Origin of the sequence: Mesorhizobium sp. Mes31 (genome assembly GCF_024519675.1) — a bacterium.
GTDB lineage: Bacteria > Pseudomonadota > Alphaproteobacteria > Rhizobiales > Rhizobiaceae > Mesorhizobium.
This window is the reverse complement of the sequence record NZ_JALJRL010000004.1, coordinates 338,981-352,756: the sequence shown is the minus strand read 5'-3', so window position 1 is coordinate 352,756 and position 13,776 is coordinate 338,981. Positions and strand designations below refer to the sequence as shown.

Here is a 13,776-nt window from a genome sequence, read left to right as displayed (position 1 = left end):
GACGACCGTGCGAAATCAACGCGCCATTGCCGCCTCGAGCACCTTGAAAATCCGCTCGTCCTGGCACTGGGCAACGTTGAAGCGCAGGAAGCGGCTGGCCGTCCGGGACAGGCTGAACGCGTTGCCGGGCGCCAGCACGATGTTGTCGGCCAGAGCGCGGCGGGCCACGTCGGCCGCATCCACGCCTTCCGGCAGGCTGCACCACAGGAACAGGCCGGCCGGCTGGTCGATCCAGGGCGAGATGCCGATCGCCTTCAGGCGAGTGCTGGTCTCGCCCATGGCGCGCGACAGCCGCGCGCGCAGCAAATCCATGTGCTTGCGGTAGCTGCCGTCCTTCAAGAGAGTCAGCACCAGTTCGGCGGCAAGCCGCCCGCCGCCGAAGGTCGTGGCGATCTTGAGGTCGGTCAGGCGCTCGATCCAGTCGCGCGGTGCGGCGATGAAGCCGCAGCGGACCGAGGCCGACAACGTCTTGGAGAAGCTGCCGATATGGACGACACGGCTGAGACCATCGAACGCCGCCAGCCTGGGGGCAGGCGCATGTTCGAAATCGGCGAAGATATCGTCCTCGACGATGGTCAGATCCGATTGGTCGGCGAGTTTCAGCAGCCGGTGCGCGGTGACCGGTGACAGGATCGCGCCGGTCGGGTTGTGGATGGCGGAGTTGGTGATGTAGAGGCGCGGCCGGTGCTCGGCCAGCGCCTGCGCGAACAGCTCGATATCCGGCCCCGACGGCGTGTAGGGAACGCTGACGACCTTGGCGCGGTGTGCGCGCAACAGAGCGTGGAAATTGAAATAGCAGGGGTCGTCGACCAGCACCGTATCGCCGGGCTCGATCAGGAACCGGCACAGGAGGTCGATGGCCTGCGTGCCCGATTCCGTGAGCATGATCTGTTCGGGCGAGGCTTCGATGCCATGCTGCGCCATGCGTCGCGCCAGAAGTTGGCGCAGCGGTGGCAGCCCAAGCGGCGTGCCGTAATCGGCAAGCGCGACATCGTTGGCACGCGCCACAGTGCGCAGCGCCCGGCGGAGTCCTGTCTGCGGCATCCAGGAAGCCGGCAGCCAGCCGCAGCCGGGTTTCAACATATCGTCGCCGGCGTCCAGTGACTGTCGCGAGATCCAGAGCGGATCGACGGCGCGGTCGAGCCGGGGGCCGATCTCGGCCAGCGACAGCGGCGCCAGCGATCCGGCGGCATAAAAGCCCGAGCCGGGCCGGGAACGGATCGCGCCTTCGGCGGCGAGGCGCTCATAGGCTTCGACCACGGTGGATTTGGATACCTGCATGGATCTGGCGAAGGCGCGGATCGAGGGCAACCGCGCTCCCGGCGTCAGGCTGCGCGCGGCGATCCGCTGACGGATGGTGGCCATGACACCTTCGACCAGAGTGGGGGCGACCAGGGAGCGCGCACCGTCAGCTTCAAACGCGAGTTCCGTCATCCGTACTGCTCGATATGCCATTACAGTTTTGTGGAATTGTATCCCATTGTCTCTGGCTACACCATATCGCCCGCCCGATAGAGGGCGAAAGACATGGAGCCTGGAATGGACAAGACCGCGAGCGGCTGGGTGAACGGATTCGTCGGTGTGCTGATCTTCAGCGGCTCGCTGCCGGCGACGCGCGTGGCGGTCATGGATTTCGACCCGACCTTCGTGACATCGGCCCGGGCCGCGATTGCCGGACTGCTTGGTCTGGCCATGCTGCTCCTGTTCCGGCAGAAACGCCCGGAGCGGGGGGATCTGTTGTCGTTGGTGATCGTGGCGCTGGGCGTGGTGGTCGGCTTTCCCCTGCTGACCGCTCTGGCACTCAAGCACGTCACCTCGGCCCACTCCATCATCTTCATCGGTCTGCTGCCGCTGGCGACCGCGATTTTCGGTGTGCTGCGCGGCGGGGATCGTCCTCGTCCGGCGTTCTGGCTGTTTTCGTGCGTCGGCAGCGCGCTCGTCGCGGGCTTTGCCCTGATGCAAGGCGTTACCGCCTCGCCGGTGGGCGACAGCTTGATGCTTGCCGCCATCGTCGTCTGCGGTCTGGGCTACGCCGAGGGGGCCGCGCTGTCACGCAAGCTCGGTGGCTGGCAGGTGATCTGCTGGGCGCTGGTGCTGTCGCTACCGGTCATGCTGCTGCTGACTTTCGCGACCCTGCCGCCGTCCTTCGCCGCCGTCGGCTCCAACGCCTGGATCGGGCTCGGCTATGTGTCGCTGTTCAGTATGCTGATCGGCTTCGTGTTCTGGTATCGCGGCCTGGCGCAGGGCGGCATCGCCGCGGTCGGGCAATTGCAGTTGCTGCAGCCCTTCTTCGGTCTGGCGCTGGCGGCGACCCTGCTGCACGAGCAGGTCAGTTCGTTGATGGTGGTCGTCACGCTCGGCGTGGTGCTGTGCGTGTTCGGGGCGAAGAAATTTGCGAGATAAATGGCTTCGCGGGAGGGCGGCTCGCGTCCCTAGAACTTCGTCACCACGCCAATGCCGATGCCCTCGAAGCCGCCCATCGCCATCAATGCGGCCGGCGCCTCATCGAGGCTCATCTTCTTGCCGACCAGCAGTTCGGGCTTGAGCCTGCCGTGGCGGATCATGTCCATCATCGCCTGGTAACGATAGGCCTGCATGCCGTGGCTACCGAGGATTTCGAGCTCGAAGGCGATCACCTTGTCCATCGGCACCTGCGGGCGGGCGTGCTCGCCCAGCATCAGGCCGACCTGCACATGGCGGCCGCGCCGGCGCAAGTTCGCAATCGAGTTGAACGAGGTGGTGGGGTGGCCGAGAGCGTCCATCGACATATGCGCGCCGCCATTGGTGATCTGCTTGACGGCCTTGACCACATTCGGCGTCGTAGACGCATTGATGGTCGCCACGGCACCGATCTTCTTGGCGAACTCCAGCTTCTCGTCGGTGAGGTCGATGGCGATGACATTGGCGCCCATGGCACTGGCGATCATGATTGCCGACAGGCCGACGCCGCCGCAACCGTGCACCGCCACCCATTCGCCCGGCGTCACCCGGCCCTGGTCGACGATGGCGCGAAACGAGGTGACGAAGCGGCAGCCGAGGCTGGCGGCGGTGGCGAATTCCATTTCGTCGGGCAAGCGCACGAGATTGGTGTCGGCGTGCTCGATGGCGACATATTCGGCGAAGGAGCCCCAGGCATTGAAGCCGGGCTGGGACTGGTGTTCGCATACCTGATGGTTGCCCGAGGTGCATTCGAAGCAGCGGCCGCATCCGACGGCGAACGGCACGGTGACTCGCTCGCCGGCCTTCCAGCGGGTCACCTGCTTGCCGGCGGCGACCACAACACCGGCCAGTTCATGACCCGGCACATGCGGCAGCGTGATATCGGCGTCATGACCCATCCAGCCATGCCAGTCACTGCGGCACAGCCCGGTCGCCTCGACCTTGATGACGACGCCGTCGGCCGACGGTTTCGGATCGGGAACGGTCTGGATCGTCGGCGCTTCGCCGAATTTTTCGAAGACGACGGCTTTCATTGATCACTCCACCCTTCACGCGGCCCTGCAGGAAACGATAGCCGATTCCCTGTCCGGTCAAGCGGAAATCGATTCCGCCAGACATGCTGCTCTGGATGCTGATGCTGCGTGGACCAATGAAGCCCTATTCGGCATCGATCTGGTTCTGGGGTGCGGCCTTCTGGAAGGCAGGCAGCGCCATGCAGGCGGCGTTGATGCGCGCGATCGTTGGGTAGGGGGTCATGTCGACGCCGAAGCGGGCATTGCTGGTGACTTGCGCGGTCAGGCAGATGTCCGCCAACCCCGGAGTGTCGCCATGGCAGAATTCTCCCGTCTCGGGCGAGGAAGCCAGGATCTTTTCAAGCGGCTGAAAGCCCTCGTTGACCCAATGGCGGAACCAGTTGGTGATGTCCTGGTCGCCGGCGCCGAACAGGGTGCGCAGCGAGGTCAGCACACGCAGATTGTTCACGGGATGGATGTCGCAGGCGATCATCTGCGCCAGCATCCTGACATGAGCCCGGCCAAGCGGGTCCTTCGGCAGCAGCGGTGGTTCGGGTCGGATCTCGTCGAGGAATTCGATGATCGCCAACGATTGCGTCAGCAGCGTGCCGCCCTCCAGGATCAGCGCCGGCACCAGCCCTTGCGGATTGACCGCGAGATAGGCGGGCTCGAGATGTTCGCCATGGCGCAGATGATGCGGGATGTAGTCGTAGCCCAGTCCCTTCATCTCCAGCGCGATCCGCACCCGATAGGAGGTGGAGGAGCGATAGTAGTTGTGGAGGACGATATCTCTCATGCGTTCACTTCGGCTGGCCGATGGTGATTTCGATCGTGCCGATGCCGTCGACGCCACCAGTCATCGTGTCGCCTGTACGAACCGCGCCGACGCCGGCGGGCGTGCCGGTGAAGATCAGGTCGCCTGGCTGCAATTCCATGGCCTCGCTGCAGATCGACACGATATCGGCGATCGGCCAGATCAGCTCGGCGAGATCTGCGTCCTGCCTGACCTTGCCGTCGACGGCGAGCCAGATGCGGCCCTTTTGCGGGTGGCCGGATTTTGCAGCTGGGATCAGCGGGCCGCAGGGAGCGGAGCGGTCGAAGGCTTTCGACCAGTCCCAGGGCCGCGCCATCTTCTTGGCTTCATCCTGCAGATCGCGGCGGGTGAGGTCGATGCCGACGCCGTAACCCCAGACATGATCCAGCGCCCGCTCGCGGGCAATATGGAAACCCGGTTTGCCGATCGCGGCAACGAGTTCGATCTCGTGGTGCAAATTGCCGGTCAAGGGCGGGTAGGGGATCGTCGCGCCGGAATCGACCACCGCGTCGGCCGGCTTGGTGAAGAAGAAGGGCGGATCGCGCTCGTCATTGCCGAACTCGCGGGCATGCGCCGCATAATTGCGGCCGACGCAGAAGATGCGGCGCACCGCGAAACGTTCCGGCGAACCCGCAATGGCCACCGATGCGATTGCTGGCGGGGGAAGGACGAACTCTGTCATGTAAGGTCTCTGCTTGGTTGCCGGAACTTTCGACCGATTTGGATGGCCGGGCAAGGCGATTGTCATCGGAAACGCCGGTCCCGGCTCTTTCCAAGAGATGGCGATATACTATTTGGCAATAATCTGGCCATGCTGGCGAGATTATTCTAATCGCCTCTGAACTGAAATGAACCCCCATGACCGCAGTCCACGATCGCGCCCGGTTCCTGATCATCGACGACCACCCGCTGTTTCGCGAGGCGCTGCACAGCGCGGTGCAGATGGCCTATCCGGAAGTCGATACGGTGGAGGCGCGCTCGATCACCGAGGCGCTCGAGCTTCTGGCCGGCGCCAAGCCGTTCGATCTTGCGCTGCTCGACCTCAGCATGCCCGACGTGCACGGCTTCGATGGCCTGCTGCAGCTCAGGACCCGCTATCCGCGCCTGCCCGTGGTCATCGTCTCGGGCTATGAGGAGCCGAAGATCATTTCCGAGGCGCTGTCCTACGGCGCGGCCGGCTTCATTCCGAAATCGGCGCGCAAGAGCGACCTGGCCGCCGCCATCCGCTCGGTGATGGAAGGCGCGATCTACGTGCCGGAAACCTATGAAGGCCGCACACCGGACGCCGATAGCGTCGACCGTGCCGACATGGTGCAGCGCCTGTCCACGCTGACGCCGCAACAGTTGCGGGTGCTGCAGATGCTGCGCCAGGGCCTGCTCAACAAGCAGATCGCCTATGAGCTGCAGGTCGGGGAAACCACGGTCAAGGCGCATGTCTCCGAAATCCTGCGCAAGCTCAATGTCTATAGCCGCACGCAGGCTGTCATCGAGGTTTCGAAGCTGGACAATGCGGAGCTGTTTCGGGATCAGGGAGGATTTTGATCTTTCACCTCGCCCGAAGCTGCTCGCAGCTCCAACAGGGGAAGGGTCGAGGATCTAAGCCAGCAGATGCGCCAGCAGCGCGCGCAGCTGCGCCGGCTTCACCGGCTTGCGCATCAGTTCGATGCCACCCGCACGCGCTGCCTTGGCGACGGCTTCGGTGCTGTCGGCGGTGACGATCAGCGCCGGCACGGCGCGGCCGAGATAGTCGCGGACCTCGGCTATGGTGGCGGTGCCGAGATCGCCGCCGTCGAGATGCTGGTCGGCAATGACGATGTCGGGCACCCAGTCGGTGTCGCCGAGCAGGTCGAGCGCATCGTCGGTCGAGGTCGCGGCCCGCACCAGGCATTGCCAGCGTTCGAGCAGGAAGGTCATGGCCTGCAGCACCTCGGCATCGTTCTCGACCAGCAGCACCTTGGTGCCGAACAGGCCGTAGCCTCGCGGCCGCTCCATGTCGGCGAGGTTGGCGATGGCGTCGGCGGGGGCGCCGATGCCGACCGGAACATCGATGTGGAAGATGGTGCCTCGACCGACCTTCGATGAAAACGTCACGGGATGGCCGAGCGCGCTGGCCATGCGGCGCACGATGGCGAGCCCGAGCCCAAGACCGCCGCCGTCCAGTTCGGCATTGGCCGACGAGGTGCCGCGGTGGAACTCCTCGAACACCGCCTCGCGCTGGTCATCGGGAATGCCGCAACCGGTATCGGCGACGTCGATGCGGATGGTGTCACCGCGATGCCTGGTGCCGACAAGCACGCCGCCAGAGCGCGTATAGCCCAGAGCGTTGGAAAGAATGTTCTGCAGGATGCGGCGCAGCAGCGTGCGGTCGGAGCGGACCACGGCATTGACCGGCCGGAACTTCAACGACAACCCCTTCAGTTCCGCCACCGGCTGGAAATCCGAACGCAGCGACGAGAACAGCGCCTCCAGGCTGACGTCGCCGATATCGGGTTGCACCACGCCGGCATCGAGCTTGGAGATGTCGAGCAGCGTGCGCAGCAGGTCCTCCATCGTCTCCAGCGAGCGCTCGACCTGCCGCACCAGCTTTCTGCCCTCGTCGCTGGTCTGCACTTCGGCGAGCGCCGAGACGGAGAGGTGGGCGGCGTTCAGCGGCTGCAGCACGTCGTGGCTGGCGGCGGCGAGGAAGCGGGTCTTGGACAGGTTCGCCAGTTCGGCATTTTCCTTGGCGGCGCTGAGGTCGATGTTGGATTGCTCCAGCCTGCGCAGCGTCGAGTGCAATTCCTCGGTGCGCGTGCGCACTCGATTTTCCAGCGAAATCGCGGTCTGGAACAGCGAAAAGGCATTGCCTTGCTGGTCCATCGATCGCTCGACGCGGCTGACCAGCGCCGCGTTGATCTTCTTCAGCCTTTCGAGGTCGTTGATGTCCCTGAGCGGCATCTTATTCCGCCGCCTGGCGTTCGCCAAAGGCGATGCCGGTGAAAGTCTGGTTCAAATGCATGGACCGGTACTGTTCGCCATAGGTGCCGAAGCCGATGACATTGTTGACCCGATAGAGCTCCGAAATGTCCCGGAAGACCTGACGGTTGCGCGCGTCCAGCCGGCGCAGCACGCAGTCGAAGCCGAGGATCATGTCGATGCCGCCAAGCCTCTCCTCGACATCCCGCAGCGCGGCGCGCGTCGATTCGACCATGTCCATCGGCTGGGCGATCGACAGCACGACGCCGTCGTCGATGGCGCAGAAGAACGACAGCGAGCCGTCCGGGTGCATCTTCTGGATGGAGCGGCAATAGTATTCGCCGCCCACCTTCACCACCACAGGATGCGAGGCAAAGCTCAGCGGCGTCAATGTCTGCGGGAGGATACCGACAGAGGCGGCATATTCCTCCGCCGCGTTGGTGGCGTTGAACTCGCGCACGATGCGGTGATCGGGATCGGATGACGTCACCACCAGCTTCTCGTCGGTGGGAACGAAGTTGTCGGTCTTGAAGACATGGAAGGGAATTTCCGTGGCGATCAGCACGATGATGGCGCTGTCGGAGGTGACCCTGCCGTTCGAGATCAGCCGTGTCGTCTCGAATTTCAGGTCATCGCCTGCCGAGCCGCCGAGCAGCGGTATGTCGTCGAGACCCCAGTGGATGGCCGAACTCACCGCCTCCTCGGCATAGGAAAGCCCATCGATGAAGCAAAGCGCGAAGGTGTTCCTGGTCTGCTCGTGGCCGGTGCGCCCACGCAACGAGCGCCTCAGCGCCTCGACCTCACCGGTGATCCTGTCCATGCCCGAGGAGGACAGATCGTCGACCATCGTGCTGGCCGCGGTGAATGACGCCGATGGAAGCAGCATGGCGAGCACGTGGCCGTCCTCGAGGCCTTGCGGCGTGATCTCGCCGGCGGTCGAGCAGCCGGCGTGGTGGAGCGCCGGCGCATGGGTCCTGAGTGCCTGGGAAAGGGCGCTGGCCTCGACCAGGCTTTGGGAAAAGAACAGCAGGGCAAAGCCGGCATCGATGGCGGCAGCCTCGGTGGCCACCGCGCGTGCAAAGGCATTCGGGTCGGGCTCGTCCGAGGTGAGCACCGACAGACCGCATGCATAGCGGGTCCGTGAACTGGCCAGCGGCGTCCTCCGCATTTCCTCCGACGCTGTTCTTATGCGCGTCGGGCGCGCGGGCGTCGCATGGCATTGTTGTCTTCAATCGGCGTTTTGGCAATGGGGCGACCGGATTGCACGTTTTGCCCGGCCATGATCGAAAGTACAATGAGCCGAGTTTTCGACGTGCTGTTTTTTGTACGTTATGCGGTGTACGAATAACGCATGGCCGAAGCGCCAATACCGCGTCGGCAGCGTGAGGACCAAGGTTATACCCAGGGAGGATTCATGTCGGACGTTTCGTTGATGGTGAACGGAAAGCGGGTCACCGGTACTGCCGAGGACCGAACGCTGCTGGTTCATTTCTTGCGGGAGAATCTCGGCCTTACGGGCACGCATGTCGGTTGTGACACCTCGCAATGCGGTACCTGCGTCGTGCATGTCGACGGCAAGGCGGTCAAGTCCTGCACGATGCTTGCGGTACAGGCCTCCGGCTCGACCATCGTGACGATCGAAGGCTTGGCCAGTGGCGCCGATCTGCATCCGGTGCAGGCCGCGTTCAAGGAGCATCATGGGCTCCAGTGCGGCTTCTGCACGCCGGGAATGATCATGACGGCGACCGACATGATCAACCGCCACCCCGAAGGCCTCGACGAGGCGACGGTGCGCGCTGAACTCGAAGGCAATATCTGCCGCTGCACCGGCTACCACAACATCGTGAAGGCGATCCTCGCCGCATCGAAGACGATGTCCAAGGGAAAGAAGAAAGCCGCGTAATCCACGCGGCTTTGTTTTTCGCACGTCGCGGATCGACGTGACGCCCGAAGTCCAGGCGTTCCGGTCCCGCGCAACTGAGGTGGAGGATTTTCTATGGGCATTGAAGGTGTTGGCGCTCGCGTGGCGCGCAAGGAAGACAAAAGGTTCATCACCGGTGCGGGCCGCTATGTCGACGATATGGTGGTTCCCGGCATGAAGCATGCGGCCTTCGTGCGCAGCCCGCACGCGCATGCGCAGATCAAGAAGATCGACGTCAAGAAGGCTCAAGCCATGCCCGGCGTCATCGGCGTGCTGACCGGCAAGGAGCTCAAGGCCGACGGTATCGGCAACCTCATCTGCGGCTGGATGATCCACTCCAAGGATGGCTCGCCGATGAAGATGGGGGCGTGGTCGCCGCTGGCCTTCGACAAGGTGCGCTATGTCGGCGATGCCGTCGTCATCGTCGTCGCCGAAACCAAGGGCCAGGCGCGTGACGCGGCCGAGGCGGTCGAGATCACCTACAAGGAGCTGAAGGCCGTCGTCGACGCCTCGAAGGCGATGGACAAGGGCGCGCCGCAGATCCATCCCGAGGCCGACAACAACCTGATCTTCGACTGGGACATCGGCAACGCCGACGACACGGCGGCGGCGTTCCAGAAGGCGGCCCATGTCGTCAAGATGGACATCATCAACAATCGCCTGGTGCCCAACGCCATGGAGCCGCGCGCCGCCCTTGGTCATTACGACAAGGCGGAGGACCACTACACCTGCTGGACGACGTCGCAGAACCCGCATGTGGCGCGCCTGGTGATGAGCGCCTTCTACAATGTCGCGCCGGAAAACAAGCTGCGCGTCATAGCCCCCGATGTCGGCGGCGGCTTCGGCTCGAAGATCTACATCTATCCCGAAGAGATCGTCTGCCTTTGGGCGTCGAAGAAGACCGGCGTGCCGGTCAAATGGGTGGCCGACCGCACCGAGAGCTTCCTCACCGACGCGCATGGCCGCGACCATCACACCCATGCCGAAATGGCTTTCGACAAGGACCACAAGATTCTTGGCCTGAAGGTCGAGACCAAGGCCAATCTCGGTGCCTACATGTCGCTGTTCTCGTCGGCGACGCCGACCTATCTCTACGCGACGCTGCTGTCGGGCCAGTACAACATCCCGGCCATCCACGCTAATGTGAAGGCGATCTACACCAACACCGCGCCGGTCGACGCCTATCGCGGGGCGGGGCGGCCGGAAGCGACCTTCGTCATGGAACGCATGATGGAGACCGCGGCGCGCCAGTTCGGCGTCTCGCCGGCGGAGCTGCGGCGCAAGAACTTCATCACCTCGTTCCCGCACCAGACGCCGGTCATCATGTGCTATGACGCCGGCGACTACGCGGCCTCTCTCGATGCCGCGATGAAGGCTTCGGACTATGCCGGCTTTGCCAAGCGCAAGGCCGCCGCCGCCAAGAAGGGGCTGCTGCGCGGCATCGGCATGAGCTGCTATATCGAGGCCTGCGGTATCGCGCCGTCGGCGGCGGTCGGCAGCCTCGGGGCCGGTGTCGGCCTTTGGGAAAGTGCCGAGGTTCGCGTCAACGCGGTCGGCACGATCGAGGTTCTGACCGGCTCGCACAGCCACGGCCAGGGCCATGAAACGACCTTTGCGCAACTGGTCAACGAGCGCTTTGGCGTGCCGCTCGATTCGGTCTCGATCATTCATGGCGACACCGACAAGGTGCAGATGGGCATGGGCACCTATGGTTCACGCTCGGGCGCGGTCGGCATGTCGGCGATCGTCAAGGCGCTCGACAAGGTCGAGGCCAAGGCCAAGAAGATTGCCGCCCACCTGCTCGAGGCGGACGAGGGCGACATCGTCATCGAGAACGGCGCGCTGAAGGTGGCCGGCACCGACAAGAACGTGCCGTGGTTCCAGATGGCGCTCGCCGCCTATACCGCCCACAATCTGCCGGGTGGCATGGAGCCCGGGTTGAAGGAGACGGCGTTCTACGATCCGTCGAACTTCACCTTCCCGGCCGGCTGCTACATTTGCGAGGTCGAGGTCGATCCGGAAACCGGCACCACCGAGATCATCCAGTTCGTCGCCGCCGACGATTTCGGCAACATCATCAACCCGATGATCGTCGAAGGCCAGGTGCATGGCGGACTGGCGCAAGGAATCGGCCAGGCTCTGCTCGAGGGTGCCCACTATGACAATAGCGGCCAGCTTTTGACCGCGAGCTACATGGACTACACCATGCCGCGTGCCGGCGACCTGCCGTCGTTCAAGGTCTCGACCTCGAACACGCCGTGCCCGGGCAATCCGCTCGGCATCAAGGGCTGCGGCGAGGCTGGCGCCATCGGCTCGCCGCCGGCGGTGATCAACGCCATCACCGACGCCATCGGCAGCAACGATCTCGCCATGCCGGCTTCGCCGTCCACCGTGTGGGCAGCGATCCGCGCGACGACGAAACACTGAGGAGGAAGAAGCATGTATTCGGTCAACTATCACCGCGCCGCTTCGGTCACGGATGCCGCCAAGCTCGTCAAGACCGGCGACGCCAAGCTGCTGTCGGGAGGCATGACGCTGATCCCGGCCATGAAAACGCGGCTTGCAGCGCCTTCCGATCTTGTCGACCTGTCGCGGATCAAGGAACTGCAGGGCGTCAAGGTGTCGGGCAAGACCGTCACCATCGGCGCCGCCACCACGCATTACGACGTCGCCCGGGACGAGAAGCTGAAGAAGGCCTGTCCGGCACTTGCCCATCTCGCATCGCTGATCGGCGATCCGGCGGTGCGCCACCGGGGGACAATCGGCGGCTCGATCGCCAACAACGATCCGGCGGCCGACTATCCGGCGGCGCTGCTGGCGCTCGGCGCCACCATTGTCACCAACAAGCGCCAGATCGCGGCCGACAAGTTCTTCAAGGGCCTGTTCGAGACGTCGTTGAAGGACGGCGAGATCGTCACCGCCATCACCTTCACGGCGCCAGCCAAGGCGGCCTATGAGAAGTTCCGCAACCCGGCATCGCGCTATGCGATCGTCGGCGTGTTCGTGGCCAAGGGCAAGGACGGCGTCAGCGTTGCCGTTACCGGCGCCGGCGACGACGGCGTGTTCCGCTCGAAGGAGATCGAGGCGGCGCTTGCCAAGAATTTCGCGGTCGCCGCGCTCGACGGGGTCAAAGTGCCGGCGAAGAATTTGATGACCGACATCCACGCCTCGGCCGACTACCGCGCCAATCTGATCGCGGTGATGGCCAAGCGCGCGGTGACGGCAGCCAACGCCTGAAACTTGCGATAACACTGCAATGAAAAAGGGCCTTCACGGCCCTTTTTTGCGCATTGAATTTTTGACCTATCCGACATTTCCAGTTGTGGGAAAGGCAGGCGAGGCCCTCACGGGAACTTCTTCCTTTTGGCTAGATGGGGAAGGTATCGTGGCGGCAGGCAGTTCCTCGTGCGCGTCACCTTTACGCGCCGTGAAACTGTATTTCTTACGCAGTGCAAGTGTAGGCTTCTCGATGAAATGCCATGATAGCATCGCCACTCCTGTCACCAGAACCAGGGAGATGCCAAAATGCAGCCATGGTGATTTAAGTCCTGGGAACAGGGTCACCAAGGCCTGCTGAAATGGGTAGCCGTAGAGGTAGATGCCGTAGGAGTAGTCGCCTCGATCATATATCGGAATGCGCGGGATCGGAGATAGCCCGATGTAAACCGTGGCATAGGCGACAATCGGGATCAGCAGAAGCTTTACCGGCATTTGCGGGAGAGCAGCGAACGCATCAAAGGCGGCCAGGAAAAACAACAGGATTGCAGCGCCGAAAATCGCGGGATGGAACGGTATTTTGTTACGGAACAGGTACAGCAGAATGCCCGCCAGAAAGTAGACGTAAAGAGCTCTGCCGTCGCTCTTGAGGAAATGGTTCGTGGCCGTGAAGATTCGACCTTCACCACCAAATGGAACCCACTCATAGGCAAGAGAAACGAAGATCAGTGCGGCGAAAACGAGTGCAGCGCACAAGAGAACCCGCGGGCGCTTCAGCAGGCGCGTGAAGATGATCAGCGCCATGAGCACATAGCATCCAATCTCGAACGGAACCGTCCACAGCGACCCGTTTACCGTATAGGGAAATGGATTGTTTTCGAAAACACCCGGCAGAACATAGTGGATCAGCCCAACGATATTGGCGAAGTAAGATATAAATTCGTAGCTTGAAAAATAGTCTCTTAGGTTAAGAGTTGTAAAAATCGGCCCGATAACGATAGCGGCAAAGAATATATCCATGGCCAAGGCAGGGACGATCCTCATGCCTCTATTCAGGATAAAGTCCTTTAGACGGAGCCGCAACGCGCTGCCCGTTATAAGAAATCCACTTAGGGTGAAGAACATCGGGATGATGCTTGCATGCATCAGTGCCAATGGCGGAGTGCTGTATTGAAATTGCTCGCCTTCGGCAATCAGAAACGAATGGGCAAATAGCACCGACACAGCCAGCGATATGCGTAAAAAATCGAAGCCAGGCCCGATTCCTTTGTTTCGGTCGAGCACTTCGCCGATGGTCCGCATACCAATCCAGCCTCCTGCATCACACCTCGAACTCTATTTGGATTTGCTGCGCTGCACAATAAACAATTTCTTTATCGCCGACACATTGTGTCGATCCCTGCGACCGTCGTTCGACC

12 protein-coding genes are annotated in these 13,776 nt (G+C 62.9%); 5 read left to right on the top strand and 7 right to left on the bottom strand.

The window, feature by feature from the left end:
- Positions 1-15: 15 nt before the first annotated feature.
- Positions 16-1,434 (bottom strand): PLP-dependent aminotransferase family protein, encoded by a 1,419-nt coding sequence (locus tag NR193_RS09545; RefSeq protein ID WP_256750613.1) that lies wholly within the window; start codon positions 1,432-1,434, stop codon positions 16-18.
- A gap of 105 nt (positions 1,435-1,539) precedes the next feature.
- On the opposite strand from NR193_RS09545, the gene NR193_RS09540 reads away from it, so the two are divergent.
- Positions 1,540-2,403 carry a DMT family transporter gene (locus NR193_RS09540; RefSeq protein ID WP_256750612.1) on the top strand — a complete coding sequence of 288 codons (864 nt, stop codon included), beginning with the start codon at positions 1,540-1,542 and terminating at the stop codon, positions 2,401-2,403.
- 29 nt (positions 2,404-2,432) lie between these two features.
- Here NR193_RS09540 and NR193_RS09535 read toward each other — a convergent pair whose 3' ends face one another.
- The 3 genes from NR193_RS09535 to NR193_RS09525 form a co-directional block, all read right to left on the bottom strand.
- Positions 2,433-3,473 carry a zinc-dependent alcohol dehydrogenase family protein gene (locus tag NR193_RS09535; RefSeq protein WP_256750611.1) on the bottom strand — a complete coding sequence of 347 codons (1,041 nt, stop codon included), beginning with the start codon at positions 3,471-3,473 and terminating at the stop codon, positions 2,433-2,435.
- Positions 3,474-3,597: 124 nt separating this feature from the next.
- The gene (maiA, locus tag NR193_RS09530; RefSeq protein ID WP_256750610.1) at positions 3,598-4,248 is read right to left on the bottom strand and encodes a maleylacetoacetate isomerase; all 651 of its coding nucleotides are present in this window, start codon (positions 4,246-4,248) and stop codon (positions 3,598-3,600) included.
- Positions 4,249-4,252: 4 nt separating this feature from the next.
- Entirely contained in the window at positions 4,253-4,948 is a 696-nt protein-coding gene (locus NR193_RS09525; RefSeq protein WP_256750609.1) for a fumarylacetoacetate hydrolase family protein, read from the bottom strand.
- A 176-nt stretch (positions 4,949-5,124) separates the two neighbouring features.
- On the opposite strand from NR193_RS09525, the gene NR193_RS09520 reads away from it, so the two are divergent.
- Positions 5,125-5,808 (top strand): response regulator transcription factor, encoded by a 684-nt coding sequence (locus tag NR193_RS09520; protein WP_167364913.1) that lies wholly within the window; start codon positions 5,125-5,127, stop codon positions 5,806-5,808.
- Positions 5,809-5,862: 54 nt separating this feature from the next.
- Here the strand turns inward: NR193_RS09520 and NR193_RS09515 are convergent, their stop codons facing one another.
- Positions 5,863-7,203 carry a hybrid sensor histidine kinase/response regulator gene (locus NR193_RS09515; protein ID WP_256750608.1) on the bottom strand — a complete coding sequence of 447 codons (1,341 nt, stop codon included), beginning with the start codon at positions 7,201-7,203 and terminating at the stop codon, positions 5,863-5,865.
- A 1-nt stretch (position 7,204) separates the two neighbouring features.
- Positions 7,205-8,389 (bottom strand): FIST signal transduction protein, encoded by a 1,185-nt coding sequence (locus NR193_RS09510; RefSeq protein ID WP_256750607.1) that lies wholly within the window; start codon positions 8,387-8,389, stop codon positions 7,205-7,207.
- Between the two features lie 246 nt (positions 8,390-8,635).
- Here NR193_RS09510 and NR193_RS09505 point away from each other — a divergent pair, with 246 nt between their 5' ends.
- The 3 genes from NR193_RS09505 to NR193_RS09495 all read left to right on the top strand — a co-directional run bounded on the left by NR193_RS09505 (position 8,636) and on the right by NR193_RS09495 (position 12,379).
- The gene (locus tag NR193_RS09505; RefSeq protein ID WP_256750606.1) at positions 8,636-9,124 is read left to right on the top strand and encodes a (2Fe-2S)-binding protein; all 489 of its coding nucleotides are present in this window, start codon (positions 8,636-8,638) and stop codon (positions 9,122-9,124) included.
- Positions 9,125-9,217: 93 nt separating this feature from the next.
- Positions 9,218-11,569, top strand: coding sequence for a xanthine dehydrogenase family protein molybdopterin-binding subunit (locus tag NR193_RS09500; RefSeq protein ID WP_091575352.1), 2,352 nt, complete (start codon positions 9,218-9,220; stop codon positions 11,567-11,569).
- 12 nt (positions 11,570-11,581) lie between these two features.
- Positions 11,582-12,379 carry a xanthine dehydrogenase family protein subunit M gene (locus NR193_RS09495; RefSeq protein ID WP_256750605.1) on the top strand — a complete coding sequence of 266 codons (798 nt, stop codon included), beginning with the start codon at positions 11,582-11,584 and terminating at the stop codon, positions 12,377-12,379.
- Between the two features lie 66 nt (positions 12,380-12,445).
- Here the strand turns inward: NR193_RS09495 and NR193_RS09490 are convergent, their stop codons facing one another.
- Positions 12,446-13,660, bottom strand: coding sequence for an acyltransferase (locus NR193_RS09490; RefSeq protein ID WP_256750604.1), 1,215 nt, complete (start codon positions 13,658-13,660; stop codon positions 12,446-12,448).
- Positions 13,661-13,776 lie beyond the last annotated feature (116 nt).

What these genes read in the sequence shown, in the direction of transcription:
- NR193_RS09540 (WP_256750612.1), top strand. Translation starts at nt 1,540, where the DNA reads ATGGACAAGACCGCGAGCGGCTGGGTGAACGGATTCGTCGGTGTGCTG.
- NR193_RS09510 (WP_256750607.1), bottom strand. Translation starts at nt 8,389, where the DNA reads ATGCGGAGGACGCCGCTGGCCAGTTCACGGACCCGCTATGCATGCGGT.
- NR193_RS09495 (WP_256750605.1), top strand. Translation starts at nt 11,582, where the DNA reads ATGTATTCGGTCAACTATCACCGCGCCGCTTCGGTCACGGATGCCGCC.
- NR193_RS09535 (WP_256750611.1), bottom strand. Translation starts at nt 3,473, where the DNA reads ATGAAAGCCGTCGTCTTCGAAAAATTCGGCGAAGCGCCGACGATCCAG.
- NR193_RS09520 (WP_167364913.1), top strand. Translation starts at nt 5,125, where the DNA reads ATGACCGCAGTCCACGATCGCGCCCGGTTCCTGATCATCGACGACCAC.
- NR193_RS09545 (WP_256750613.1), bottom strand. Translation starts at nt 1,434, where the DNA reads ATGACGGAACTCGCGTTTGAAGCTGACGGTGCGCGCTCCCTGGTCGCC.
- NR193_RS09500 (WP_091575352.1), top strand. Translation starts at nt 9,218, where the DNA reads ATGGGCATTGAAGGTGTTGGCGCTCGCGTGGCGCGCAAGGAAGACAAA.
- NR193_RS09515 (WP_256750608.1), bottom strand. Translation starts at nt 7,203, where the DNA reads ATGCCGCTCAGGGACATCAACGACCTCGAAAGGCTGAAGAAGATCAAC.
- NR193_RS09505 (WP_256750606.1), top strand. Translation starts at nt 8,636, where the DNA reads ATGTCGGACGTTTCGTTGATGGTGAACGGAAAGCGGGTCACCGGTACT.
- NR193_RS09525 (WP_256750609.1), bottom strand. Translation starts at nt 4,948, where the DNA reads ATGACAGAGTTCGTCCTTCCCCCGCCAGCAATCGCATCGGTGGCCATT.
- NR193_RS09490 (WP_256750604.1), bottom strand. Translation starts at nt 13,660, where the DNA reads ATGCGGACCATCGGCGAAGTGCTCGACCGAAACAAAGGAATCGGGCCT.
- maiA (WP_256750610.1), bottom strand. Translation starts at nt 4,248, where the DNA reads ATGAGAGATATCGTCCTCCACAACTACTATCGCTCCTCCACCTCCTAT.